Source organism: Mucilaginibacter sp. SJ, assembly GCF_028993635.1.
Lineage (GTDB): Bacteria > Bacteroidota > Bacteroidia > Sphingobacteriales > Sphingobacteriaceae > Mucilaginibacter.
The window spans coordinates 4,509,080-4,533,986 of the sequence record NZ_CP118631.1 but is presented as its reverse complement, the minus strand read 5'-3'; the positions used below and the strand labels follow the sequence as shown (position 1 = coordinate 4,533,986).

Annotated in this window: 24 protein-coding genes; 15 read left to right on the top strand and 9 right to left on the bottom strand. The window is 41.9% G+C overall.

The window, feature by feature from the left end:
• Positions 1–15: 15 nt before the first annotated feature.
• The 4 genes from MusilaSJ_RS18690 to MusilaSJ_RS18675 form a co-directional block, all read right to left on the bottom strand.
• The gene (locus MusilaSJ_RS18690; protein ID WP_274986378.1) at positions 16–444 is read right to left on the bottom strand and encodes a hypothetical protein; all 429 of its coding nucleotides are present in this window, start codon (positions 442–444) and stop codon (positions 16–18) included.
• Between the two features lie 105 nt (positions 445–549).
• Positions 550–1,464: an alpha/beta hydrolase gene (locus MusilaSJ_RS18685; protein WP_274986377.1), complete on the bottom strand. Its 915-nt coding sequence runs from the start codon at positions 1,462–1,464 to the stop codon at positions 550–552.
• Between the two features lie 194 nt (positions 1,465–1,658).
• A protein-coding gene (gene prfB / locus MusilaSJ_RS18680; RefSeq protein ID WP_274986376.1) for a peptide chain release factor 2 occupies positions 1,659–2,751 on the bottom strand; the annotation gives its coding sequence in 2 pieces (ribosomal slippage) (positions 1,659–2,690 and positions 2,692–2,751; 1,092 coding nt in all).
• 100 nt (positions 2,752–2,851) lie between these two features.
• Positions 2,852–3,289: a hypothetical protein gene (locus tag MusilaSJ_RS18675; protein WP_274986375.1), complete on the bottom strand. Its 438-nt coding sequence runs from the start codon at positions 3,287–3,289 to the stop codon at positions 2,852–2,854.
• A gap of 253 nt (positions 3,290–3,542) precedes the next feature.
• Here MusilaSJ_RS18675 and pgi point away from each other — a divergent pair, with 253 nt between their 5' ends.
• Entirely contained in the window at positions 3,543–5,189 is a 1,647-nt protein-coding gene (gene pgi, locus MusilaSJ_RS18670) for a glucose-6-phosphate isomerase (RefSeq protein ID WP_274990468.1), read from the top strand.
• A gap of 197 nt (positions 5,190–5,386) precedes the next feature.
• Here the strand turns inward: pgi and MusilaSJ_RS18665 are convergent, their stop codons facing one another.
• From MusilaSJ_RS18665 to MusilaSJ_RS18645, 5 genes are all read right to left on the bottom strand, one after another.
• The gene (locus MusilaSJ_RS18665) at positions 5,387–5,782 is read right to left on the bottom strand and encodes a DUF805 domain-containing protein (RefSeq protein WP_274986374.1); all 396 of its coding nucleotides are present in this window, start codon (positions 5,780–5,782) and stop codon (positions 5,387–5,389) included.
• Between the two features lie 331 nt (positions 5,783–6,113).
• Positions 6,114–7,190 (bottom strand): glutaminyl-peptide cyclotransferase, encoded by a 1,077-nt coding sequence (locus MusilaSJ_RS18660; protein ID WP_274986373.1) that lies wholly within the window; start codon positions 7,188–7,190, stop codon positions 6,114–6,116.
• A 5-nt stretch (positions 7,191–7,195) separates the two neighbouring features.
• Positions 7,196–7,564: a YraN family protein gene (locus tag MusilaSJ_RS18655; protein ID WP_274986372.1), complete on the bottom strand. Its 369-nt coding sequence runs from the start codon at positions 7,562–7,564 to the stop codon at positions 7,196–7,198.
• A complete protein-coding gene (gene dnaG, locus MusilaSJ_RS18650) occupies positions 7,564–9,507 on the bottom strand; it encodes a DNA primase (RefSeq protein WP_274986371.1) in 1,944 nt (647 codons plus the stop codon). The genes MusilaSJ_RS18655 and dnaG overlap by 1 nt, the downstream gene beginning before the upstream one ends.
• 387 nt (positions 9,508–9,894) lie before the next feature.
• Complete coding sequence (locus MusilaSJ_RS18645) at positions 9,895–10,764, bottom strand: DMT family transporter (protein WP_274986370.1); 870 nt, start codon at positions 10,762–10,764, stop codon at positions 9,895–9,897.
• 131 nt (positions 10,765–10,895) lie between these two features.
• Here MusilaSJ_RS18645 and MusilaSJ_RS18640 point away from each other — a divergent pair, with 131 nt between their 5' ends.
• The 14 genes from MusilaSJ_RS18640 to rpsJ all read left to right on the top strand — a co-directional run bounded on the left by MusilaSJ_RS18640 (position 10,896) and on the right by rpsJ (position 24,901).
• A complete protein-coding gene (locus tag MusilaSJ_RS18640) occupies positions 10,896–11,369 on the top strand; it encodes a hypothetical protein (RefSeq protein WP_274986369.1) in 474 nt (157 codons plus the stop codon).
• A gap of 490 nt (positions 11,370–11,859) precedes the next feature.
• Positions 11,860–13,296: an asparagine--tRNA ligase gene (gene asnS, locus MusilaSJ_RS18635; protein ID WP_274986368.1), complete on the top strand. Its 1,437-nt coding sequence runs from the start codon at positions 11,860–11,862 to the stop codon at positions 13,294–13,296.
• 173 nt (positions 13,297–13,469) lie between these two features.
• Entirely contained in the window at positions 13,470–13,934 is a 465-nt protein-coding gene (locus MusilaSJ_RS18630) for an SRPBCC family protein (RefSeq protein ID WP_274986367.1), read from the top strand.
• A 64-nt stretch (positions 13,935–13,998) separates the two neighbouring features.
• Positions 13,999–14,541 carry an RBBP9/YdeN family alpha/beta hydrolase gene (locus MusilaSJ_RS18625; protein ID WP_274986366.1) on the top strand — a complete coding sequence of 181 codons (543 nt, stop codon included), beginning with the start codon at positions 13,999–14,001 and terminating at the stop codon, positions 14,539–14,541.
• Between the two features lie 231 nt (positions 14,542–14,772).
• A complete protein-coding gene (locus MusilaSJ_RS18620; RefSeq protein ID WP_274986365.1) occupies positions 14,773–15,144 on the top strand; it encodes a methionine-R-sulfoxide reductase in 372 nt (123 codons plus the stop codon).
• Between the two features lie 559 nt (positions 15,145–15,703).
• Complete coding sequence (locus MusilaSJ_RS18615) at positions 15,704–16,678, top strand: ribonucleoside-diphosphate reductase small subunit (protein WP_176625252.1); 975 nt, start codon at positions 15,704–15,706, stop codon at positions 16,676–16,678.
• A 186-nt stretch (positions 16,679–16,864) separates the two neighbouring features.
• Positions 16,865–19,237: a ribonucleoside-diphosphate reductase subunit alpha gene (locus tag MusilaSJ_RS18610; protein WP_274986364.1), complete on the top strand. Its 2,373-nt coding sequence runs from the start codon at positions 16,865–16,867 to the stop codon at positions 19,235–19,237.
• Between the two features lie 165 nt (positions 19,238–19,402).
• Entirely contained in the window at positions 19,403–19,609 is a 207-nt protein-coding gene (locus tag MusilaSJ_RS18605; RefSeq protein WP_274986363.1) for a cysteine-rich CWC family protein, read from the top strand.
• 134 nt (positions 19,610–19,743) lie between these two features.
• Positions 19,744–19,914, top strand: coding sequence for a hypothetical protein (locus MusilaSJ_RS18600; protein WP_274986362.1), 171 nt, complete (start codon positions 19,744–19,746; stop codon positions 19,912–19,914).
• Between the two features lie 249 nt (positions 19,915–20,163).
• Complete coding sequence (locus MusilaSJ_RS18595; protein ID WP_274986361.1) at positions 20,164–20,853, top strand: hypothetical protein; 690 nt, start codon at positions 20,164–20,166, stop codon at positions 20,851–20,853.
• A 362-nt stretch (positions 20,854–21,215) separates the two neighbouring features.
• Positions 21,216–21,629 (top strand): 30S ribosomal protein S12, encoded by a 414-nt coding sequence (gene rpsL / locus MusilaSJ_RS18590; protein ID WP_073405808.1) that lies wholly within the window; start codon positions 21,216–21,218, stop codon positions 21,627–21,629.
• 19 nt (positions 21,630–21,648) lie between these two features.
• Positions 21,649–22,116 carry a 30S ribosomal protein S7 gene (rpsG, locus tag MusilaSJ_RS18585; RefSeq protein WP_022830654.1) on the top strand — a complete coding sequence of 156 codons (468 nt, stop codon included), beginning with the start codon at positions 21,649–21,651 and terminating at the stop codon, positions 22,114–22,116.
• Positions 22,117–22,306: 190 nt separating this feature from the next.
• The gene (gene fusA, locus MusilaSJ_RS18580) at positions 22,307–24,418 is read left to right on the top strand and encodes an elongation factor G (RefSeq protein ID WP_274986360.1); all 2,112 of its coding nucleotides are present in this window, start codon (positions 22,307–22,309) and stop codon (positions 24,416–24,418) included.
• A 177-nt stretch (positions 24,419–24,595) separates the two neighbouring features.
• Positions 24,596–24,901: a 30S ribosomal protein S10 gene (rpsJ, locus tag MusilaSJ_RS18575; protein ID WP_022830652.1), complete on the top strand. Its 306-nt coding sequence runs from the start codon at positions 24,596–24,598 to the stop codon at positions 24,899–24,901.
• The last annotated feature ends 6 nt before the right edge of the window (positions 24,902–24,907 follow it).

Sequence of the window (24,907 nt, the reverse complement as noted above, 5' to 3'; positions counted from 1 at the left end):
TTGTCGCCAACAAATTTACTCCACCACCAGCTTCTTCAACGTAATTCCAATAGTAGCTGTTTTCCTTTTAGCCGACGCCCCGTAGCTGAATGCTATCTTATACATTTTTTTTGATTTGATCCAATTAACAAACTTGGGATCACAAACTGGGTTCAGTTTATAAACATACTGTTGAGGCTGAGGCTTAACTTCTGACACCGCTATATAAATAGAGCCGGGCGTTTTACAATCTGCAGGGGCATCAACGTCACCCTGCTGATCGGCTACAAGGTACACGGCAATATTCAGCGTTTTGTGATCAGTATATACATAACGTTTTTGCAGATTATTTAAAACATATGTAAGGTCCTGATTAGATACGCTTTTATATTTGATTGATTGGGCGATAACATTAAAGCAGGCACCGGCAACAAACACCCCTGCTAACAGTATTCTTTTCAACATAAAATCATCATTAAGGTCGAACTTCAAGCTTTCAAAAAAAGACTGTTTACCTCAACAATAAAATTAGCCTACTGTTTTACAGAAGAAGAAATTAGGCGTTCACAATTATTTCCCGCTCAAAAATCCATTCTCCTCCAGCCACGCGGCACCCCATTCAAACCATTTGCCTTTATTTTTCCAGTTGTTCATCCCGAAACCATGACCGCCTTCCTGGAAAAGATGCATTTCGGCCTTTACTTTGTTTTTCAACAGCGCATCATAAAACAACAGACTGTTTTGCACAGGCACTACCGTATCATCTTCAGCATGTACCAAAAATGTAGGCGGCGTATTGGCCGTTACTTGCTTTTCGTTTGAGTAAAGATCCAATTGCTCGGGCGAAGGATTTTTACCTATCAGGTTCTCTCTTGAACCAACGTGGGCATATTCGCCAAAAGAAATTACAGGGTAGATCAGCATCATAAAATCAGGACGTACGCTGATGTTTTCTTTATCCTCTATAACCGGCTTATCAAAATGCGTACCTTCAGTTGAAACCAGGTGACCGCCGGCCGAGAAACCAATAATTCCTATCTTTGAAGGGTTAATATTCCACTCGGCAGCATTTTTGCGTACGGTATATATGGCCATTTGTGCATCCTGCAATGGTCCGATAGATTTATCAACCATAATATCATCACTTGGCAAGCGATATTTTAGCAAAAACGCAGTAACACCAATATTGGCAAAAGCCTGTGCTACGGCCTTTCCTTCATGATCCGAAGCCAGCCCGGAATATCCGCCACCCGGGCAAACAACAATTGCGGCACCATTGGCCTTACCTTTTTCTGGCAGATAGGGCGTTAATGTTGGCTCTGTTACCAAAGTGATCCAGCTCCTGTTGTCTGTTTTTTCAACGTAGGCTGCCGGGGCCTTTTTTGAGTTGGGAACTCCTTTGGGATAAAGCGGCATCGGTTTTTCCTGTGCAACGGAAGCAAATGTTATAGCTGTCAAAACTAAGGCAGATAAGATGGATCTCATATTTATTAAATGTAAAAATTGGATGTGTCCAAAATACAATTAATCTCCCGAAAACGAAAACGGAGCATCAGAAATGATACTCCGTTTTTTAAACTATAAGGAAAGCGCTGTCAGTCTGAGCTTGTCGAAGACTCGCGCGGAGAGGCCTGCCCACCATGCTTCGACGGGCTCAGCATGACAGCTACCTATTCTAATTACGTCTTTGGTCCGCCAAATTCCATCAGGTAGGCTTTCAGGAAATCGTTCAGGTCACCGTCAAGCACTGCTGCTGCGTTTGAAGTTTCGTGGTCGGTACGCAGGTCTTTAACCAGTTTGTACGGGTGCAAAACATAGTTACGGATCTGTGAACCCCACTCTATTTTCTTTTTGTTGCCTTCAATAGCATTGGTCAACTCCATACGTTTGCGCATCTCAATTTCGTATAACTGTGATTTCAGCAAGCGGATAGCATTATCCTTATTCTGCAATTGCGAGCGCGACTCCTGGTTTTTGATGATAATGCCCGATGGTTTATGGTATAAACGCACGGCAGTTTCTACCTTGTTCACGTTCTGACCACCGGCACCGCCCGAGCGGAAGGTTTCAAACTCAATATCTGCCGGGTTTACTTCTATTTCAATGGTATCATCAACCAATGGATAAACATACACCGAAGCAAACGAAGTGTGACGCTTGGCGTTGGCATCAAACGGAGATACACGCACCAGGCGGTGTACACCATTTTCGCCTTTTAGGTAACCATAAGCAAACTCGCCTTCCAACTGCAGGGTAACGGTTTTTACGCCGGCCACATCGCCTTCCTGGTAATCTTGCTCGGTTACTTTATAGCCGTTCTTTTCGCCCCACATAATGTACATACGCATGAGCATACCAGCCCAGTCGCAGCTTTCGGTGCCACCGGCACCCGCCGTGATCTGAAGCACCGCATTTAGTTGATCTTCCTCGGCCGAAAGCATGTTTTTAAACTCAAGCTCTTCTACGGCTTTTATAGCTGCATTATATTGCTCCTGCATTTCAGCCTCGGTAGCGTCGCCGCCCTGGTAAAATTCAAAAAGCACACCAGCGTCATCAACAACCGATACTACCTTCTGAAAAGCATCCGTCCATACTTTTTTAACTTTAATAGATGCCAGTACCTTTTCGGCCTCTTTGGGATGATCCCAAAAATGCGGACCAATAGTTATTTCCTGTTCCTCTTGTAGTAGTTCCAGCTTCTTATCAATGTCAAAGATGCCTCCTCAGGGAAGTTACTCTATCCCTTAAATCCTGAACTTGTTCTTTAGTCATGCGGCAAATATATATAATTTGAAAAATTGCTATAAATAAAAAGGCCTGCAAATTGTTTGACAATCGGCAGGCCCGTTCATTAGGCAGATGTAATGGTATGTTAGGCAACCATCAGGTTGTTCACAAGCGGGTTCAGATCGGTACGGTTACCGTTCAGTTTAGTTAGCATGGTACCCAAAGCAAATTCTTTGGCTTCGCCGCTTTTTGTTTCCTTGATCAGCTCATTCATTACTGTTGGAATCAAAGCCTTTGCAGCAGCTAAAGCATGCTCCGGATCAATACTGTAAAAAGTGTTAAGCTTATTGGCAAAGCGGTTGGTTATGCTCGATACTAATGAATTGTTGTAACTACCCGAAAACTGGAAGTACTTTATAAGTTCCTTCACCTTGCCGCTTTCAAGCTGGCCTTTTAACACTTCAATGATTGAACTTGAAGCTTCATTGATCACTGCCTCATGATATTTAGCAGGGATCACCGGGTTGTTGATAACAGCCATCCCGGCGTTATCTTTTACAAGCAAAAACAGTTTTTCAAACATAGTAATACGTGCTTTTAAAGTAAATTTACAAATTGATGATAAATTCCTTATTTGATTACCATCGATACAAATATATTAAATAAAAATTTTAAACTTCAAAATATATTTGTAATTTCTTTGTAATTCTCATAATTTTTTGGTGTAAAGTAAACACTATGCCGGCCGTGTTTAATTAACACTATGCCAGACTATTATTTTATTTAACAGTTACCTTTCAATTAACTTTTTACTTTTGTTGAAAAACAACACAATTATGCTGCCAACTACTGATTTTACAACAACCCAGGCTTACAAATATCTTACAGATCATTACATCGATATTGTATCAAAAAGCCTGAAGGAAATGTTTGATGCTGATGACCAGCGCTTTAATAAATTCTCGATCCAGTTTGAGGATATCCTGCTCGATTATTCGAAGAACCGTATCGATGATGAAACCATTGCTTTATTGATACAGCTGGCCAAGGAGTGTTCACTAAAAGAGGCGATAGACGCCATGTATTCGGGCGAGAAAATCAATGTTACGGAAGGTCGGCCGGTGTTACACATCGCATTGCGTAACCGCAGCAATACCCCTATTTACGTTGATGGTAAAGATGTTATGCCTGATGTAAATAAAGTGCTTGACCAGATGAAATCCTTCAGCGAAGCCATTATCTCCGGCGAGTGGAAAGGTTATACCGGCAAAGCTATTACTGACGTAGTGAATATCGGCATAGGTGGCTCTGATTTGGGTCCGGTAATGGTTACCGAAGCATTAAAAGCATATAAAAACCATTTGAACCTCCACTTTGTAAGTAACGTGGATGGCACACATATAGTTGAAACCCTGAAAGCAGTTGATCCAGAAACTACGCTGTTCCTGGTAGCTTCAAAAACTTTCACTACTCAGGAAACAATGGGCAACGCCCACAGCGCGCGCGACTGGTTCCTGGCCAGTGGTGCTACCGAGGCCGATGTAGCTAAACACTTCGCTGCCCTTTCAACCAATGCAGCAGCCGTTGAAAAATTTGGTATCGATACCAAAAATATGTTTGAGTTTTGGGATTGGGTAGGTGGTCGTTACTCTTTATGGAGCGCTATCGGGTTGTCAATTGCCCTGAGCATTGGCTTTGAAAACTTTGCCGATTTGCTTGCGGGTGCTCACGCGACTGACAACCATTTCAAATCTGCCGAGTTTGACCAAAACATCCCGGTTATTATGGGCTTGATTGGTATCTGGTATAACAACTTCTTTGAGGCCGAAACCAATGTTATTTTACCTTACGACCAATACCTGCACCGTTTCTCTGCCTATTTCCAGCAGGGGGATATGGAAAGTAACGGTAAACATGTTGACCGCAATGGTAAAGATGTTGACTACTCTACCGGTCCTATCATTTGGGGCGAGCCAGGAACAAATGGCCAACACGCTTTTTATCAATTGATTCACCAGGGCACTAAACTGATCCCTGCCGATTTCATTGCTCCGGCACAATCACACAATCCGCTTGGCGAGCACCACAACATGCTGCTTTCAAACTTCTTTGCCCAAACCGAAGCTTTAATGAACGGTAAAACTGAAGAGGTGGTTATTGAAGAACTTAAAGCCGCAGGAAAATCTGAAGAAGAGATTGCTAAAATCGCTCCGTTTAAAGTGTTTGAAGGCAATCGCCCAACAAACTCATTCCTGATTAAAAAGATCACCCCATACACCTTAGGTGCGCTGATAGCTGCGTATGAGCACAAGATCTTCACACAAGGTATTATCTGGAATATATACAGCTTTGACCAGTGGGGTGTTGAGCTTGGTAAACAACTTGCCGGCAAAATCCTTCCTGAGCTGAAAGATAATGCAGAGATCAGCAGCCATGATTCATCAACCAATGGCCTGATCAATCAATATAAAGCCTGGAGGTAATGCCCCCCGGCCTCCTAAAGGGGGAGTTTTATATTTAAACGACAAAGCGCCCGGATTTTCCGGGCGTTTGTTGTTTGTACGCTGCCGCAGGCTTTCAGCCTGTGGTTTAATATCGTTTCAGCTTTCAGCTGATGGAAGTCCTATGTTCCCCACGAGTTACGTCAACGCTAAACTCACGTAGTTTTTTATTAAATAATTTATTCTTTTGTTTCCGAATAACTTTCTGTTGATTGACTTTGTGGCGGCGGAAAGGGACTTTGATAATCGGCCGGATCAAATGAAGGCCCTAAACCTTTAGGGTTATCGCCATATTCATTTTCACCCAAGTCCCCCTCTTTAAATAAAAGCCATAAAAAATAAAAAGGAATAATCTGGTACCAGCCGGTGTTGCCTAAATCGTGACAACGTTTTGCACCTTGCGACCAAAAAAACCAAAGGAGTGGAATAAATGCTATAAATATCATCTTTCCCGTTCCCTCACTGGCCTCTGTAATGCCAATAATTATTAAATAACAAATAAAATAGATAATAGCACTAATCCCGTATTCTGTCCTGCGGATCCGGCCTTCAAAGGAAAATACATTCTGAAACATGTTTAAATGATTAGGTTAGGAATAAATTAATTGACTAAAGATATTATTTAGTTGCGAAATCAAAGAGTAATTATTCGTTAAAGATGCAACTTTATTACTCTGTATATGTATAAACTTTCTGACGAAGATTTTGGCTGCCGCGGGCTTTTAGCCCGTGGTTGAGCATGACTTCAGCTTTCAGCTTACATCCCATCAGCCACGAGTTACGCTACCGCTAAACTCGCGGCAGTATACTACTATAATGCGGAATGCCCGGATTTTCCGGGCATTTCGCATTATAAAAATATTCTTCAAACTATGGTTCCGCTTTCAGGGGGGGCAGGGGGCGCGGCTACGGAACCGGCACAAACTTAACCTGGTACAGATGCGGCCATTTTTTGCCGGTTACAAACAGGCGCTGACCTTTGGCATCCCAGGCAATTCCGTTTAGTACGTTGTTATTCCAATCCCTGTCCTGCGGACGGCTTGCTACCGGATAAATCTCTTTCATATCAATCACCTGCTCAACAGCTCCGGTTTTAGGATTGATCACCAATATACTATCAGTTTGATATACATTAGCATAGATCTTACCGTTGATGTATTCCAATTCGTTGATCGAATCTATCTGTTGTTTATCGTCACATACATCAATGTGGCCTATCTGGTGATAATCATTCTTGTCAAGGAACCAGATCCGGTTGGTGCTGTCATCCATGTATAATTTTGTCCCGTCATAGCACATCCCCCAACCTTCGGGGCCAACGTTGTTGGTGAAGTTGTTAAGCAACTTCAATGTATTTTTATCGTACACAAACCCTACCTTTTCCTTCCAGGTAAGCTGTACTACCTTATCACCAATAACCGAGAGGCCTTCGCCAAAATATTTCTCATCAAGTTTAGTTTGATTCAAAATTTTCCCGGTATTCAAATCAACCTTGCGGATGGATGAATGTTTATAGTCGCCGGTGCTTTCGTATAAAACGCCGTCAACATACTGCAAACCTTCAGTATAGGCAGCGGTATCATGAGGGAAAACTTTTTCAACTTTATAAGTGTACCTGGCAGGGGCTTTTGCTGCTAATAACAGGATATTGGTTGATACCTCATTACTTTTACCGCCTTCGTAAACTTTAGCCGTGATCATCCTGATGCCTAAGCCAATGGTATCAGTTTTAAGGCTGATGCCTGCAGTATCTTTGCTGGAAGCGATCTTTGCCGAATCGAGCAGGTAAACTACCGAATCGACTTTACTGCCCGAGGGATAGCCCACTTTGATGTCGATCTTGTCGCCGGCTTTGTAGTTTGCGCCGGCATCTGGCGTTATGGTATAGTCTGTAGCCGAGCTATCAGGTTTGTGTTTACAGCCGTAGTACCCCAAAGCCGTTAAGGCAAAGGCGGCAAAAAATAGTTTTACTTTGTTATTCATAAGTGTTATGTGGCCGAAGGCCAAAACGCATCTTCTATATGGTTTAGTATATAATTTCCACTGCGGTCAAACAATATGGCGATGATATCAAACCGCACTTCGCCCTGGTGGTTCATGTGGTAAATGTATTCATCAGCAGCTTCAACCAATAATTTCTGCTTACGATTGTCAACAAAATCTTCCGGTTCGCCAAAGCTGTTGCCCGTACGGGTTTTTACTTCGGTAAATATAATAACCTTGTCTTTATAAGCAATAAGATCGATCTCGGCTTTTCCATAAGTCCAGTTTTCATCAATGATCTCGTAGCCTGCATTTTCGAGATGGGCTTTGGCTAATGTTTCGCCGGTACGACCAAGTTCGAGGTGTTGGGCCATTACCGGGTGATTACAGTGCCTAAAAAATCCGAGATTGATTTCTCCACCTTTTTCATGCGGAGATATTTTATTTGCAGGTTATCCTGATCTTCGGCACTTTGCGCAGTTTTTAGCTCAGATACAACTTCATCTAATATCTTTTTAACTTTATGAAGCTTCAGGTGGAATATGCCCCCCAATATGGTCGCTCTCATATTTTCTTGCTCCTCGTTAACCTTAATTTTATGCATCTCGTACCAGTTTTCGCTCAAACTGTACTTAGTCGCCAATATATCTACGGTAAGGTTAACGATAGCCTTATCGGCATGATGAATAAATGCAGCATCATCCGGAAGATTACCATTTTCCACATCGCTTCTGTAAATGTCAACTATCGATTTACAAATGGGATTATCAAACGTTACGTCGCTTAATTCGGCAATAATGAACGGGCCTATATATGTATTTGAATTTCCGTCCCAGTCAATGATCTTATTGCCGTAAAGCAACAGCAGGCGTACTATTTCTTTTTCCTGCGAGGTTTCCTCTTTAGCAGCAAGCTTTTCGGGCTCAACAGGCTCATCAAAAAAATGAGGTTCATCGGGCATTTCCGCAAACCTGTTATTTTGCTGCTGTCGCTGCTGCTCGTCCTTTTTAGCTTTAGCCGTGCGCATTTTATTAAGCTCGGATAAAAGGGCACGCTCGTCTATCTGTAATAAACCGCTACACTCTTTTATAAATACCGATGCCTTAATGCTATCAGGAATTTTTGCGATACTTTCAACCACCTCGCGGATTACGTCGGCTTTTCTTATCGGGTCGTTTCCAACTTCTTTGAGCAGGATTTGGGTTTTATACAGGATAAAGTCCTTCTTATTTTCCTCGATGTGCTTTTTAAAAGCGCTTGACCCTTTCGATTGTACAAATGAATCAGGATCATGCCCATCCGGAAACAGCACTACTTTTACATTAAGACCTTCCTCCAGGATCATATCCAAACCACGCAATGAGGCTTTGATCCCGGCCGCGTCGCCATCATATAATATGGTGATGTTTTTGGTAAAACGGGCAATGAGCTTAATCTGCTCGGTAGTAAGCGATGTACCTGATGAAGCCACCACGTTTTCAACCCCTGCCTGGTGTACCGAAAGTACATCGGCATAACCTTCTACCAGGTAACAGTTATCCTGCTCACGAATAGCCTTTTTAGCAAAGTAAAGCCCGTAAAGTACATTTGATTTATGGTAGATCTCAGACTCGGGCGAGTTAACATACTTGGCTACGTTCTTATCTTTTTTTAATGTACGGCCGCCAAAACCAATTACCCTCCCGGTAAAACTGTGGATTGGGAACATCACCCGGCCGCGGTACCTGTCATACAAAGCGCCGTTGTCCCGTTTTACCGACAAACCGCTTTCAACCAGAAACTGCTCTTTATAACCATTTCTGATGGCGGCGCCGGTAAAAGCTTCCCATTGATCGGGCGAATAGCCCAGCTCAAACTTTTTTATGGTTTCAGCCGTAAAGCCGCGCTCCTTAAAATAGCTGAGGCCTATGCTTTGACCTTCTTCCGTATCAAGCATGGTTTCATGAAAAAACTTAGCGGCAAATGCCGATACGATCATGAGGCTTTCCCGGCGCAGTTCCTCTTCCCTGTTTTCGGGAGCTTCAACGGTTTCTTCAACCTCAATGCCGTATTTTTTTGCAAGCCATTTTAATGCTTCGGGATAGCTGAACTTTTCCAGCTCCATTAAAAACGTAACAGCCGAACCGCCCTTTCCTGTTGAGAAATCTTTAAAAATACCTTTTGCCGGGGATACCGTGAACGAAGGGGTACGCTCATTCGCGAAAGGCGAAAGGCCTACATAGTTAGCCCCGCGTTTTTTTAACTGCACAAATTCCCCTATCACCTCCACAATGTCGGTGGCTTCCATAATACGGTCGATAGTGGATTTTTGGATCATCAGTAAAATGCAAATGTAGGGAAGATAGATCGTTGCCCGTAATTCGAAAACGTTAAAATACGGTTTTGTTTGATAACGAGCGGTTTAAAATTCAATCTCCTCGAGAGGCAAGTTTACTGTTTAATACTTTAAGTAAAATCCTGAAATATATGCCCCTTTCATTACCGCGATGAAGGGTTAACAGGGTTAACAGAAATTCAATAACAACAAGATACAAAGCTCAAAATCAACCACTTAACAAAAGCAGGGGTTAACATTAAGTATGGCTAAATTATTGGAAAGCTGATAAAACTATACAATCGTACTTCGATCGTCGCAACCAAAGCGGACCCATGATATTAAAATCATGGTATGGTATAGGTTCATTTGGATTACGCTTAAACTCTTTTAAACCAAGGCATCAGCTTTTTGATTTCGGGGTTTCAAAAATGTTACCGCTATCCCGGCCAATACAATTATGCTGCCAACAATCTCGTTAAAACCCAAACGCTCATGAAGTAAAAACGCGGCAAGCAGCCCGGCAAAAACCGTTTGGCTTAATAAAGCAATGGAAACCCTGGTTGGTTCCAGATAACGTAACGAGTAATTGATGGTAAGCCAGCCTGCCAACTGGCAAACAAGCCCCATACCTATAAAGCAAAGCCATACTTTTAATGAAAGATGAACAATATCGTTATGCGTAGATCCATTGATCACCAGCAAAAAAATACTGGCGCTCAGCATACTGTAAAACATAAAACTAAACACATCAATACCGGCCATAATATTTTTGGTGATCATGATATAGGTAGCATAAAAAAAACTGGCGAGTATAGCCAGCAGTATGCCGGCATTAAGTTCCATGTGCAAAATGTGTTCATAACCTACCAAAACAACCATACCGGCGATGGCAATGAGCGTGCCTATCCAGAATAACAGACCCGATCGCTTTCTTAAAAACAGGAAGCTCATCAGGCCCACCCAAACCGGGGCAAGGTTGGCAATAAGGGTTGATACGGTGGCGCTGATCTTTAAGAGCGAAATATTCCATACTGCAATATCAAGCGCGAAAACCATACCCGCGGCTATAGAAATAAGCAATTGCTTTTTATCTATCTTAAGTTTTTGCCTAAATACACAAAATGGGGCAAGGCAAACCCAGGCTATAAACACCCTGTAAAATGCCGATCCTATTGGCGATACCCCGGCAAGCTTTACAAATATCGGCGAAAAGGAAATACACAAAATGCCAATAACAAGGCTCACTTTGGGATTCATAGCACGGTAGAATTATATGAGCGGCAAACTTACTGAAAGCCTGTATAATATGCCTTACTTTTAAATATCTTTATATTTCCTGTACAATTTATTAACCTGTCATCAGTAAAGCAATGAAATATCACCGGTTTATGTTAGCAATAGCCGTGGCCCTGCTTTTTTCAGCCTGCAAAAAAAAAGACTGCTGTAATTTTCCGGTGATACCTGATTTTATGCTTGCGCAAAAAAACAGCATCAAATGGGAGGCTAACCCTTCCGGTTCAAATATAATGGGTGATACCATTACCGTATCAGCAAAAAGTACCATTGAAGGCGAAGAAGAGCAGGTGGGTTTTAAAATCGTGTTTGATGGCGTTGGGTATTATACCCTCAAAGCAAACGAAAACTATTACCGCATTACAAAAAACGGCTCGCTGTTAGCCGGATACAAACCCGACCCAAGCCATCTTAGTTCGGTAACTATAATTTCATACAACCAGGCCGATAAAATACTGCAGGGATATTTTGAGCTCAGGTTTCTGAAAGTAATTGATAGCCAAATCGAAAGCCACCCGGACAAGGTTACTTTTAGCGAGGGCAAGTTTAAAGCTAAACTCAAATATTAACTTTTACATTAATTGTAACTAAGGCTAATTATCATTCGTATTAGTTGTAAATTTGTTTTATGAAAAAAGTTCTTTTACTAATCGCCTCAGTATCATTCATATTACTTGTGGGTTGCCAAAAAACTGGCGTAGCACCAAAACAAGATGGTGTGAGTACTAAAAAAAGTATCCTTAACCAGTCATTGAATAAAACCAAAGACACAATTATTATGATTAACGGCCAGTCGGCACCGAGCGTAAACCGCCAAGACACCATTATTATGGTATCAGGCAAGTAGGTTTGAAAAAAGAGATGGCCGGGAACACTTTAGGTTCCCGGCCCTTTTAATCACGGCTTCCATTTTCCACTTCCACCCTTTCTCCTATCTTTCCCTATTAACCGGCTGATGTTTTTTAGCTCATGTTTCAAAGTACGCTTTCATAATTAATTGTATTTTTGCGACTCTAAAAATTATACACTTTTATACAAGTTTATACAGAATTACAATTTATGAGTCAGCGAACCAAGATCAAAGCATTGCTGCAAAGCCAGCAAACCGAAATTGATGTAACAGTTAAAGGATGGGTGCGTGCATTCCGTTCAAATCGTTTTATTGCTTTGAATGATGGCTCAACTAATAATAATATCCAGGTAGTTGTCGACTTTGAAAATACCGACCCAGCTTTGCTTAAGCGCATCACCGTTGGCGCGGCACTTAGTGTTCAAGGTAAACTGATCGCATCTTTAGGTAAAGGCCAAACAGTTGAAGTTGTAGCGACCGAGATTGAAATTTTAGGCGACAGCGATCCCGAAAAATATCCTATCCAGCCTAAAAAGCATAGCCTTGAATTTTTGCGGGAGAATGCTCACCTGCGTTTCCGTACCAGTACATTCGGCGCTATTTTCAGGGTACGTAACAGTCTGGCATTTGCTGTACACCTGTTTTTCCAGGAGAGGGGCTTCGTTTACCTGCATACACCCGTAATTACCGCTTCAGATGCCGAAGGTGCTGGCGAAACATTCCACGTTACCAACTTCGATTTGGATAACATTCCGAAAACCGAAACAGGCGAGATTGACTTTAAACAGGACTTTTTTGGTCGCGCTACTAACTTAACTGTATCCGGCCAGCTGGAAGGTGAGCTTGGTGCTATGGCCCTGAGTGATATTTATACATTCGGCCCAACTTTCCGTGCCGAAAATTCAAACACTACACGTCACCTGGCCGAGTTTTGGATGATTGAGCCGGAAGTAGCGTTTAACGATCTGGTTGATAACATGGACCTTGCCGAGGACATGCTGAAATACGTGATCAAGTACACTTTGGATAAAAATGCCGATGATATTGAATTTTTAACCCAGCGGCTAACTGAAGAGGAAAAAACCAAACCGCAAAATGAACGCTCAGAAATGACGCTGCTGGAAAAACTGCAGTTTTGCTTAAATAACGATTTCGAGCGCCTAACCTATACCGAGGCGATTGACATTCTGAAAGAATCGACACCAAACAAAAAGAAAAAGTTTGTTTACCCTGTTGAAGGCTGGGGAACCGACCTGCAAAGTGAACATGAGCGTTACCTGGTTGAAAAGCATTTCAAAAAACCGGTGATCCTGACCGATTACCCGAAAGAGATCAAAGCGTTTTACATGCGACAGAACGACGACGGCAAAACCGTACGCGCCATGGACATCCTGTTCCCCGGTATTGGCGAAATCGTTGGCGGCTCACAGCGCGAGGAGCGTTTAGATAAGTTAGAACAACGCATGAACGAAATGGGCATCCCTACAGAGGAACTTTGGTGGTATTTGGATACCCGCCGTTTCGGCTCTTGTCCGCATGCCGGCTTTGGTTTAGGCTTTGAGCGTTTGGTGCTGTTTGTTACCGGCATGGGCAACATCCGCGATGTGATCCCTTTCCCAAGGTTCCCTAAGAACGCGGAGTTTTAATTTTTTATTGGGATTACACCGATTTTTAGAATGATTACACCGATTTCAAGATTAGATTGATTATTTTGATTTGGTTATAGCCTTTTACCAAATCAAAATAAGAAAATCAGCTTACCCTTTGTAATCAAAAAATCGTTGTAATCATAAATCAATCAATGTAATCCCAACAAAAAATGCCATCACAAATTCTGCTTGCTACCCATATTAATGCGCCTGTTGAAAAAGTGTTTGACATTGCCCGTAACATTGATGTACATGTAGAGTCAACAAAACATACTGGCGAACGAGCTATTGCCGGGCGTACAACCGGCTTGATTGAACTCGGCGAAACTGTTACCTGGCGGGCAAAGCATTTCGGCATATGGCAAAACCTTACCTCAAAGATCACCGAAATGGAATATCCAAATTACTTTACCGATATCCAGGTTGAGGGTGCTTTCAAAAACTTTACGCATGAGCATTATTTTTATCCTATCCTTAACCAAACCATGATGCGGGATATTTTCACGTTCGAATCGCCGGGTGGAATATTGGGAGAAGCGGTAAACTTTCTGTTCCTCTCAAGCTACATGACACAATTGTTGGTAAAGAGGAATAAAGTGATTAAACAGGTGGCTGAAGGTAGTTCAAACTCATGACCGAGGGTTAAAATCCCTATATTGAGCTTTCATTTATTAGGTTATTTAACATCTTACCGAAACTATGGTTTTCAACGCTGATATTCTTATACACCCGGGATTGGGCAATTCAGGTTCACAACACTGGCAAAGTATTTGGGAAAAGCAGTTCAATTTTACCCGTATTGAACAACAGGATTGGGAAACCCCGGTTTGCAGCGATTGGATAAAAACTATAAATGATTATGTAAACCGCTATGATCCGGAAAACGTAATCTTAGTTGGTCATAGCCTGGCTTGTGCTGCCATAGCCTCGTGGGCAAAACAATATAACATTGCAATAAAGGGTGCATTACTGGTTGCACCGAGCGATACCGAAGCGGATAGCTATCCAACCGGCACAAGTGGCTTTACGCCGATGCCATCAGGCAAACTGCTATTCAAATCAATAACGGTGGTTAGTAACAATGATTTCTACGTAAGCCCGGAACGAGCCCTGTTATTTGCAAAAAGTTGGGGAAGTGAGATAGTTAGTATGGGTGATGCAGGCCATATCAATGTATCAGCAGGTTATGGCGAATGGGATAAAGGGCTCGATCTGTTAAAAAAACTGGATGCGGGATATTAAACCTCTGCCGCAGGCTTTCAGTTGCCCCTTGTAGCTACATGTTTTCAGCAATCTGCACATCCGAAATCTGCACATCTGCACATCTAAAATCCCGTCAAACCAGTGTAAACATCAGCCTGCAAAACACTATATCGGTCTAAATTGTCGTATCTTTATGATAGGTCAAAACACCGGATGGAGTTTCCCAATCGCTGAGATCATCAAAAATCTGTGTAATCCCAACAAAAAAATATGGAGTACAATCAATTAACGCCCGAAGAAGAAAGGGTAATATTATACAAAGGTACCGAAAGGCCGTTCACCGGCTCGTTACTGAACAATAAGGCGCAAGGTTTATACGTTTGCAAACGCTGTGATGCGCCGCTGTATCGATCGGAAGATAAGTTTGAGTCGTTTTGCGGCTGGCCGAGTTTTGACGATGAGATTGAAGGAGCTGTTCGCCGCGAAGTAGACGCTGATGGCCGCAGGGTAGAGATCCTGTGTGCAAATTGCGGCGCTCACCTGGGCCACGTGTTTGAGGGCGAGTACATGACCGCTAAAAACACCCGCCATTGTGTAAATTCAGTATCGATGAAATTTGTTCCGGTTGAGGAAGCAAAATAATTCGTAAAACTTTCAGGAATACGCCCGTTGGTTCATGATTAACGGGCGTAATTGTTTTCCACATACCGACCTGCAGAGACCTTTTAATTTCGCATTTAAATATTGATACCTGCTGCAAGCAAAAGCATTTCATTATTGGCAATAATTGTCGGTGTTAAGTCAAGTAATTTATAATGTTAAATTATCGTAATCCGCAAGTATAAAGGCCTGTAAATTTCAATCAAATTTTTAATCAGCTGTTTTCAAGTCCATTAATTTTTCATCAATATAACAAGTGCCGATAAAGTGTGGATAACTCGGGGGTTTGTGAAAAACTATCATTCACAACTACACAACTCAAACATTAACTTTGCTCAGCAAGGTAATAAAAAGGCATTCAGCCGGCAGCCGGACGCACTCGTCAACTTCTAATTAAATAACTGGCTGTCAGAAAGTTACACAATACAGTTGCTAAGGAATAAATCCGAAGGCATCAAAATTTAAAGCTTTATTGAAAAGTAGGGCTTGCTTTCGTGTCTGAATACCTGATTGAAGAAAGAAACTAATAAAGTAGACACCAATGAGTTTGGAAAACGAATTATTACTACGGGAAAACAAGGACCGGTTTGTTATCCTTCCCATCAAGTATCCCGCAATTTGGGAGATGTATAAAAAAGCGGAAGCCAGCTTCTGGACTGCCGAGGAAATCGACCTATCAGACGATATCAAACATTGGGAAAGTCTTAATTCGGGCGAGAAACATTTTATCTCGCATGTACTCGCTTTTTTTGCCGCAAGCGATGGTATCGTGAACGAGAACCTGGCGGTAAACTTCATGAGCGAAGTACAATTGCCCGAGGCACGCTGCTTTTATGGTTTCCAGATCATGATGGAAAACATCCACTCTGAAACCTATGCCCTGCTGATAGACACCTACGTAAAAGATCCCGCCGAGAAAGATCGCCTTTTCCATGCTATTGAAACCGTACCATGTGTTGGTAAGAAAGCTGAGTGGGCATTGAAATGGATCAACAATGGCAACTTTGCCGAGCGTTTGGTTGCATTCGCGGCGGTTGAAGGGATCTTCTTTTCAGGCAGCTTTTGCTCCATATTCTGGCTTAAAAAACGCGGCCTGATGCCGGGGTTAACTTTCAGCAATGAGCTGATCTCGCGCGATGAAGGCTCGCACTGTGAATTTGCCTGCTTATTATATGGCATGCTTGAAAACAAACTACCGCAGGAACAGGTTACCAAAATCATTACCGACGCGGTAGAGATAGAAAAAGAATTCATAACCGAGGCATTACCTGTTAATCTGATAGGGATGAATGCCAAACTGATGAGCCAGTACATTGAGTTTGTGGCCGACAGGTGGCTGAGCGAACTGGGTTACGATAAATTCTATAACGCAACCAATCCGTTCGATTTCATGGAAATGATCTCGTTACAGGGCAAAACCAACTTTTTTGAAAAGCGTGTAGGCGATTATCAAAAAAGTGGCGTACTGAACGCATCGGCCGAAAGCAAAAGCTTTTCGCTTGATGATGATTTTTAGTTTTAGAGATTAGAGGTTGATTTAAGAGATTAGAGGTTGGAGATCAGAGATTAGGTCTGATCATTACATCAGGAAATCATCAAATCAGGAAAATCAGGGTTCAGAATCAAGGTTCAGAAAATAATCAAATCACAATAATATTAACTAAAAAAGCTTCGCTTTTAACGGGGCAAAAGGAGGGGCAAAATGTTTGTAGTAAAAAGAGACGGAAGAAGAGAATCCGTAAAATTTGACAAGATCACCGCACGTATTGAAAAACTGTGCTATGGGTTTCAATTAGTTGACCCCATTGATGTGGCTAAAAAGGTAATTGAAGGTTTATTTGATGGCGTAACCACCTCCGAGCTGGATAACCTGGCTGCCGAAACCGCCGCTTCATTAACCACCAAGCATCCTGATTATGCTTTGTTAGCTTCACGTATCGCGGTATCAAACCTGCACAAAAACACCATCAAATCGTTTTCTGAAACCATGCGCCTCCTGCATGAGTATGTTGACAAGAAAACAGGTAAAGATGCCTCGCTTATCGCTGATGATGTTTATGAGGTAATTAAAGAAAATGCCGAGCTGCTTGACAGTACCATCATTTATGACCGCGATTTTGGTTTTGATTACTTCGGTTTTAAAACCCTCGAAAAATCATACCTGCTAAAGATAGACGGCAAAATTGCCGAACGCCCTCAACATTTATTCATGCGTGTATCGGTGGGTATCCACAAACACGATATTGAAAGCGCTATCAAAACTTACCATTTAATGAGCGAGCGCTGGTTTACGCATGCTACGCCTACCTTATTTAATGCAGGTACGCCGAAACCACAAATGTCATCATGTTTCCTGTTAACCATGAAAGATGACAGCATTGAAGGTATCTATGATACATTGAAACAAACTGCCAAAATTTCACAAAGTGCAGGTGGTATTGGTTTAAGCATCCACAATGTAAGGGCTACAGGTTCATACATCAGCGGCACCAACGGTACAAGCAATGGTATCATTCCAATGTTGCGTGTATTTAATGATACTGCACGTTATGTTGATCAGGGCGGTGGTAAACGTAAAGGCGCTTTTGCTGTTTACTTAGAGCCATGGCATGCTGATATCTTTGAATTTTTGGATCTGCGTAAAAACCACGGTAAAGAAGAAATGCGCGCCCGCGACTTATTCTACGCCCTTTGGGTATCTGACCTGTTCATGCAGCGCGTTGAAGCCAATGAAGACTGGAGCTTATTTTGCCCGCACGAAGCACCGGGCTTAGCCGATTGCTGGGGCAAAGAATTTGAAGAGCTGTACGTTAAATACGAAAAAGAAGGCCGTCAGCGTCGTACAGTAAAAGCACAGGAACTTTGGTTTGCAGTGCTTGATGCACAGGTTGAAACCGGTACGCCATACTTATTATATAAAGATGCTGCCAACGGTAAATCAAACCAGCAAAACCTGGGTACCATTAAAAGCTCAAACCTTTGTACCGAGATCATCGAGTATACCGATGCAAACGAGGTAGCTGTTTGTAACCTGGCTTCATTAGCATTACCACGTTACATCAACAATGGTGCTTTTGATCATGATAAACTGTACGAAGTAACTTACCAGGCAACTATCAACCTTAACAGGATCATTGATGGCAACTACTACCCGGTTAAAGAAGCTGAATACTCAAACCTACGTCACCGTCCTATCGGTTTAGGTGTACAGGGCTTGGCTGATACTTTCATTCAACTGCGTATGCCGTTTGAAAGTGATGAAGCTAAAAAACTAAACATCGAGATCTTCGAAACCATCTACTTTGCAGCAATGACAGCTTCAAAAGATATGGCTATAAAAGATGGCGCTTATGAAACATTCAAAGGCTCACCATTGTCACAAGGTAAATTCCAGTTCGATCTGTGGGGTGTAAAACCAGAAAGCGGCAGGTGGGATTGGGAAAACCTGCGTTTAGATGTAATGAACCACGGCGTACGCAACTCATTATTAGTTGCACCGATGCCAACTGCTTCAACATCACAGATTTTAGGTAACAACGAATGCTTTGAACCCTATACTTCAAACATTTACACCCGCCGTGTATTGAGCGGTGAATTCATTGTAGTAAACAAATATTTGCTGCGTGACTTAGTAAACCTTGGTTTGTGGAGCACCAGCATGAAAGATAAGATCATCAGCGCAAACGGTTCAATCCAGGAAATTCCTGAGATTCCTGCTGATATCAAAGCATTGTACAAAACTGTTTGGGAGATCAAGATGCGCAGCATCATTGATATGGCTGCCGACAGGGGTGCATACATTTGCCAGTCACAATCACTGAACCTGTTCATCAACTCGCCAAATGCTTCGAAGCTAACTTCAATGCACTTCTACGCATGGAAAAAAGGCTTGAAAACAGGTATGTATTACCTGCGTACACAAGCTGCATCGCAAGCGGTTAAATTTACAGTTGAAAACCAGGGCGGTAAAAACATGGATCCGGTTATCCCGGCCGTTGTTGACGCCGTTGCCGACGAAATTCCGGCAGGTCCAACCTGCTCAATGGAAGAAGGCTGCGTGACTTGCTCGGCGTAAGTTTTTTTTAGTCGATAGACGATAGTCCATGGACCATAGCCAAAAAGCTATGGTTCATGGACTTTTTATTTTAATGACATTCATATTTTACAAGCTATCCCGCGGTTAGGTAACTTAGTAAACTTTTTCCATGGACTATGGACTATTAACCATCGACCAAACAAAATGCCCAAACACGAAATCATCCGTTGCGAACGCTGCCAAACAGCTTTTGAATGTAAAGCCAATTCATTCACCAAGTGCCAGTGCAGTACCGTGCAGCTCACTATTAACGAGGTGCAATATGTAAGCGAACTGTATGACGGGTGTTTGTGTGCTAATTGTTTGCTTATCATTCAGCAAGAGTATCGGGAAAGTATGGGGTTGGTTTGATGATTATAACCAGCATCATTGACAACAAATAGTTCTCTTCTCTCCAAATTAATCCCCCAATTAATCCTTTTCCATTTCTATCAGTCATATATGTGTACATCTTCAATATAGATGATGATTAAAGATTTTACACCATGAAAAGGAAATTTGTTGCTTTGGCACTATTAATATCAGCAGTAGTATCCGTAACCTCAGGTTGCGTTGTTCGTGAAGATTATGGTCACCATCACAGGTACCGCAACGGCTATAATAATGGTTACCATAACGGTGACGATCACGGTCATTATCACGACCGCGGTTATTAAGAATTGTTAATTTAAGTTTTCCATAAGTAGTTTAGTGAGTGATGAAAGAGGGCGCTGGTTTTACCGGCGCTCTTTTTATGCCCATCTGATTTATTCGGCACAGAATTTTATTATGGTTTTAAATGAAAAATAGATAAAAATCAGAATTTAAAACAGTAAAAATAAATATCATCAAAATTTAATTCTGTAAAATTTGATTTTCCCAAATCATTTTTCGTAGATTTGGTTCAACGTTATAAACCTATCAAAATGACCAGCATTAAAATTATCACGGGCTATATATGCAGGTTTGCATTTATAGCTGCATTTGCTTTGACGGGCTCAGGCATTGCACCGGTTATCGCAAAAATTGCAAAGTCGCCAACAATAATTATTGCCGATACCCAGCTCAAAGCTTTTGAAGGCATTTATCAGCAAAAGGATAACGAGTATAGAGTATATAAAATAACAGCAGATGGTGATAAACTAATTGCCCAACAGCTTGGCGGAGATCAAAAGCTAACTCTAACCCGCAAATCAGATCTTGAATTTGAATTTTTAGATGATGATGGTGATGAAAAAATCCCTATTGTATTTTCAAAAAATGACGCCGGTGAAATAAACCAGATCACCTTAGGTGGCAGGCAAATATGGGCAAAGATAAACAGCTATACCCCACCTAAAGAAGTACAACTGAAACCCGAACAAATAAAAGTTTTGGCAGGCAAATATCAGTCGGATGAGAGGACTGATCTTTTTCTGACTATAACCGCGATACCCAACGGATTAACGCTCAAACAATCATGGGATGGCAAGGAAATTAATTTTAAACCATTGTCTGAAGTGTTATTTTTAAATCAGGCGTTTGGCTTTCCTTTAAAATTCACTAAAGATGCGAGCGGCAACCCTACCAAGGTATTGGCTTTTAACCGCGATACCTGGAATAAGGTAAAAGAATAAGCTCCCTGATTAAACCATTATATAAAGTATTACGGGCCGGCCCGCTGTTTCCTAAACCAGGTCACATCGGTGACCGGCCCTTTTTTTATACCGTTGATTAAAGGATGATTACGTTGATTTCGCTGATTTTGTCTGAACCGTGATTTTTAGGATTAATGGATTCTCAGGATTTTTTCTTGTCCGAATCAGAATTTACTCGTTATCCGTTGAACTTTCATTCTGTTGATTCTCAAATTCTGTAAATTCTGATTCAGACTTCCCCCTAAAAAAACTTTCACACAACTACTTGAAAATCAAAAATAATGTTCGTACTTTTGCAGTCCCGAAATGCGGGATAAAATAATTAGACAAAAAAGCAAGAAATGCCTACTATTCAGCAATTAGTTAGAAAAGGTAGAGTAGCTCTGGTTGACAAGAGTAAGTCACCAGCGTTGGACAGCTGTCCACAGCGAAGAGGCGTGTGCACCCGTGTGTACACCACTACCCCTAAAAAACCAAACTCAGCAATGCGTAAAGTTGCCCGTGTGCGCTTAACCAACGGTAAAGAAGTAAACGCTTATATCCCTGGTGAAGGTCACAACTTACAGGAGCACTCTATCGTTTTGATCCGTGGTGGTCGTGTTAAAGACTTACCAGGTGTACGTTACCACATCATCCGTGGTGCACTGGATACATCAGGTGTAGCTGGCCGTAACCAACGCCGTTCAAAATATGGTACCAAACGTCCTAAACCAGGTCAGGTAGCAGCAGCGCCAACAAAAGGTAAAAAGAAATAATTAAGGAGGATAGAAAGCAATGAGAAAGTCAAAACCAAAAAAGAGAATTATCCTTCCTGATCCAAAGTTCAATGATACTTTGGTAACAAGGTTTGTAAACAACATGATGTATGATGGTAAAAAATCAACCGCATACTCTATTTTTTACAACGCTGTTGAAATTGTTGAGAAAAAAACAAGCGAAAACGGCTTAGAAACCTGGAAAAAAGCTTTGAACAATGTAATGCCCGCTGTTGAAGTAAAAAGCCGCCGTGTAGGTGGTGCTAACTTCCAGGTACCTACAGAGGTTCGTCCTGAGCGTAAAATAGCTTTAGGTATGAAATGGTTAATCAGCTATGCACGTCGTCGTGGTGAAAAAACCATGATGGAGAAATTAGCCGGCGAGATCATATCAGCAGCTAAAGGCGAAGGTGCCGCTGTTAAGAAGAAAGAAGATACGCACAAAATGGCTGAGGCTAACAAAGCGTTTTCACACTTCAGATTTTAATTAGTGAATGACTGAATTAGTGAATTATTGATTTGGTAACATTTTACTAATCAATAATTCATTATTTCGGCAATTCATCCCATAAAAAATAAATAAAAGGATTGAATTAACAATTGAAGATACAATAGGCCTAAGCCCAGACGTTTTTATTCAATCACTAATTCACTAATTCGATAATTCAATAATTGACATGTCAAGAGATCTAAAATATACAAGAAACATTGGTATTGCCGCTCACATTGATGCTGGTAAAACTACCACTACCGAGCGTATCCTTTACTATGCTGGTGTAAGCCACAAAATTGGTGAGGTACACGAAGGTGCCGCTACTATGGACTGGATGGCCCAGGAGCAGGAGCGTGGTATCACCATCACTTCGGCTGCAACAACCGTAAACTGGAAATACCGTAACCATAACTATCACATGAACATTATTGATACCCCGGGTCACGTGGACTTTACCGTAGAGGTAAACCGTTCATTACGTGTACTTGATGGTTTGGTGTTCTTATTCAGCGCGGTTGACGGTGTTGAGCCTCAGTCAGAAACTAACTGGCGTTTGGCTAACAACTACAACGTTCCGCGCATTGGTTTCGTTAACAAAATGGACCGTTCTGGTGCCGATTTCTTAAACGTGGTAAAACAGGTTAAAGAAATGTTGGGCAGCGTTGCTATCCCATTGCAGTTACCTATCGGTGCTGAAGACCAGTTTAAAGGTGTGGTTGATTTGATCAACTTCCGTGGTATTGTTTGGAATGAGCATGATAAAGGTATGACCTTTACCGAAGTGCCTATCCCTGCCGATATGCTCGACGAAGCTACTGAGTGGAGAGAGAAATTATTGGAAGCGGTTGCTGAGTTTGATGACTCTTTAATGGAGAAATTCTTTGAAGATCCTACAACCATCACTGAGCGCGAAGTTTTAGACGCTTTACGTCAGGCTACTTTGGCCGGTAAAATCGTCCCGATGACTTGCGGTTCATCTTTCAAAAACAAAGGTGTACAAACCATGCTCGACTATGTAATGGAGTTAATGCCTTCACCTCTTGATTCAAAAGGTGTTGTTGGTACTAACCCTGACACCGGTGCCGAAATTTTGGTTAAACCAGATGTAAAAGAACCATTTGCAGCATTAGCATTTAAAATTGCTACCGACCCGTTTGTAGGTCGTTTGTGCTTCATCCGTGTTTACTCTGGTAACCTTGATGCAGGTTCATACGTGTACAACATGCGTTCAGAAAGCAAAGAACGTATCAGCCGTATCTTCCAGATGCATGCTAACAAGCAAAACCCTATCCCTAACGTGGGTGCAGGTGATATTGCTGCGGTAGTAGGCTTTAAAGATATCAAAACAGGTGATACCCTTTGCGATGAGAAACATCAGTTGGTTCTTGAGTCGATGGTATTCCCTGAGCCGGTTATCGGTTTGGCAATTGAGCCTAAAACTCAGGCCGACGTTGATAAATTAGGTATCGCTTTAGGTAAACTGGCAGAAGAGGATCCAACTTTCCGCGTACAAACAGATCAGGATACTGGTCAAACAGTTATCTCTGGTATGGGTGAGTTACACCTGGATATTTTGATGGACCGTTTAAAACGCGAGTTTAAAGTGGAAGTTAACCAGGGTGCTCCTCAGGTAGCTTACAAAGAAGCTATCACCGGTACTATCCAACACCGTGAAACTTACAAGAAACAAACTGGTGGTCGTGGTAAATTCGCGGATATTCAGGTTGTTATCTCTCCAGCCGACGATAACAAAGAAGGCTTGCAGTTTGTTAACGAGATTGTTGGTGGTTCAATCCCACGTGAGTTTATCCCATCTGTTGAAAAAGGCTTCAAAGCCGCTATGGACAATGGTGTACTTGCAGGTTACCCGCTTACAAGCTTAAAAGTTCGTTTGATTGATGGTTCATTCCACGCAGTCGATTCGGACGCGTTATCATTTGAGATCGCTGCCCGTTCTGCTTACCGCGAAGCATTGCCAAAATGTAAACCGGTATTGCTTGAGCCAATCATGAAAATCGAGATCTTAACCCCTGAAGAAAACATGGGTGATGTTATCGGTGACATGAACCGTCGTCGTGGCCAGTTGCAAGGTATGGACACCCGTAACGGTGCACAGGTAATCAAAGCTATGGTACCACTTTCTGAAATGTTTGGTTACGTAACTCAATTACGTACTATCACTTCGGGCCGTGCAACTTCAACTATGGAGTTTGACCACTACGCTGATGCACCTCGTAACGTACAGGACGAAGTTGTTGCCAAATCAAAAGGCCGCAAACAAGTTGCTATCGACTAATAATCAATTTTGAATTATTGAATTAGTGATTTAGTGAATTCCAAAGCACTAATAACTAATTCAGTAATTCAATAAATCAATAATTCAGTAATTACTCTAATAAATAGCTCTTAGGGTAGTTCAAAATCAAATCAGTGAAATCACTTTAATCGGTGAAATCACAAAAATTAATTAACAATGAGCCAAAGAATCAGGATCAAATTGAAATCTTACGATTACAACCTGGTAGACAAATCTGCCGAGAAAATCGTAAAAACAGTAAAGCCAACAGGCGCTGTAGTTAGCGGACCACTTCCGTTACCAACCGAAAAGAAAATCTTCACCGTATTACGTTCACCACACGTAAACAAAAAAGCACGTGAGCAATTCCAACTTTGCTCATACAAACGCTTATTAGACATTTACAGCTCTAACTCAAAAACTGTAGATGCCCTGATGAAGCTTGAATTGCCAAGCGGTGTTGAGGTTGAGATCAAAGTTTGATAGACG

Coding starts and splice junctions, on each gene's coding strand:
- MusilaSJ_RS18690 (WP_274986378.1), bottom strand. CDS start 444: ATGTTGAAAAGAATACTGTTAGCAGGGGTGTTTGTTGCCGGTGCCTGC.
- MusilaSJ_RS18685 (WP_274986377.1), bottom strand. CDS start 1,464: ATGAGATCCATCTTATCTGCCTTAGTTTTGACAGCTATAACATTTGCT.
- MusilaSJ_RS18675 (WP_274986375.1), bottom strand. CDS start 3,289: ATGTTTGAAAAACTGTTTTTGCTTGTAAAAGATAACGCCGGGATGGCT.
- pgi (WP_274990468.1), top strand. CDS start 3,543: ATGCTGCCAACTACTGATTTTACAACAACCCAGGCTTACAAATATCTT.
- MusilaSJ_RS18665 (WP_274986374.1), bottom strand. CDS start 5,782: ATGTTTCAGAATGTATTTTCCTTTGAAGGCCGGATCCGCAGGACAGAA.
- MusilaSJ_RS18660 (WP_274986373.1), bottom strand. CDS start 7,190: ATGAATAACAAAGTAAAACTATTTTTTGCCGCCTTTGCCTTAACGGCT.
- MusilaSJ_RS18655 (WP_274986372.1), bottom strand. CDS start 7,564: ATGGCCCAACACCTCGAACTTGGTCGTACCGGCGAAACATTAGCCAAA.
- dnaG (WP_274986371.1), bottom strand. CDS start 9,507: ATGATCCAAAAATCCACTATCGACCGTATTATGGAAGCCACCGACATT.
- MusilaSJ_RS18645 (WP_274986370.1), bottom strand. CDS start 10,764: ATGAATCCCAAAGTGAGCCTTGTTATTGGCATTTTGTGTATTTCCTTT.
- MusilaSJ_RS18640 (WP_274986369.1), top strand. CDS start 10,896: ATGTTAGCAATAGCCGTGGCCCTGCTTTTTTCAGCCTGCAAAAAAAAA.
- asnS (WP_274986368.1), top strand. CDS start 11,860: ATGAGTCAGCGAACCAAGATCAAAGCATTGCTGCAAAGCCAGCAAACC.
- MusilaSJ_RS18630 (WP_274986367.1), top strand. CDS start 13,470: ATGCCATCACAAATTCTGCTTGCTACCCATATTAATGCGCCTGTTGAA.
- MusilaSJ_RS18625 (WP_274986366.1), top strand. CDS start 13,999: ATGGTTTTCAACGCTGATATTCTTATACACCCGGGATTGGGCAATTCA.
- MusilaSJ_RS18620 (WP_274986365.1), top strand. CDS start 14,773: ATGGAGTACAATCAATTAACGCCCGAAGAAGAAAGGGTAATATTATAC.
- MusilaSJ_RS18615 (WP_176625252.1), top strand. CDS start 15,704: ATGAGTTTGGAAAACGAATTATTACTACGGGAAAACAAGGACCGGTTT.
- MusilaSJ_RS18610 (WP_274986364.1), top strand. CDS start 16,865: ATGTTTGTAGTAAAAAGAGACGGAAGAAGAGAATCCGTAAAATTTGAC.
- MusilaSJ_RS18605 (WP_274986363.1), top strand. CDS start 19,403: ATGCCCAAACACGAAATCATCCGTTGCGAACGCTGCCAAACAGCTTTT.
- MusilaSJ_RS18600 (WP_274986362.1), top strand. CDS start 19,744: ATGAAAAGGAAATTTGTTGCTTTGGCACTATTAATATCAGCAGTAGTA.
- MusilaSJ_RS18595 (WP_274986361.1), top strand. CDS start 20,164: ATGACCAGCATTAAAATTATCACGGGCTATATATGCAGGTTTGCATTT.
- rpsL (WP_073405808.1), top strand. CDS start 21,216: ATGCCTACTATTCAGCAATTAGTTAGAAAAGGTAGAGTAGCTCTGGTT.
- rpsG (WP_022830654.1), top strand. CDS start 21,649: ATGAGAAAGTCAAAACCAAAAAAGAGAATTATCCTTCCTGATCCAAAG.
- fusA (WP_274986360.1), top strand. CDS start 22,307: ATGTCAAGAGATCTAAAATATACAAGAAACATTGGTATTGCCGCTCAC.
- rpsJ (WP_022830652.1), top strand. CDS start 24,596: ATGAGCCAAAGAATCAGGATCAAATTGAAATCTTACGATTACAACCTG.